This window comes from Pseudoalteromonas aliena, assembly GCF_038155085.1.
Taxonomy (GTDB): Bacteria; Pseudomonadota; Gammaproteobacteria; order Enterobacterales; family Alteromonadaceae; genus Pseudoalteromonas; species Pseudoalteromonas aliena_A.
Window position 1 is genome coordinate 1 of the sequence record NZ_JBAKAU010000164.1, and the last position, 221, is coordinate 221.

The following is a 221-nucleotide window of genomic DNA, read 5'->3' on the forward strand; positions in this document are numbered from 1 at the left end:
TTGGTTGTATCAAGTACTGTAAATGCAGGCTTCGCAGGTGATTGATCAAGCTTGGCTGTAAGCGCATTTAAATTAGCTTCTTGTTCAAACCCTGGGGCTTTATCAAGTGACGACATTGTTACGGTAGTACGAGAGTTATCAACAAAGTATTTATTGGATATCGCTTTAATATCTTCAGCTGTTACATTATAGGCCGATTTATAAAGCTGGTTTATATCCTC

1 protein-coding gene is annotated in these 221 nt (G+C 38.0%); it reads right to left on the reverse strand.

All coding sequences use genetic code 11. The annotated features are described in order from the left end of the window. A partial coding sequence (locus tag V6260_RS18950) for a hypothetical protein (protein WP_341595604.1) occupies nt 1-221 on the reverse strand: 221 nt, incomplete at both ends.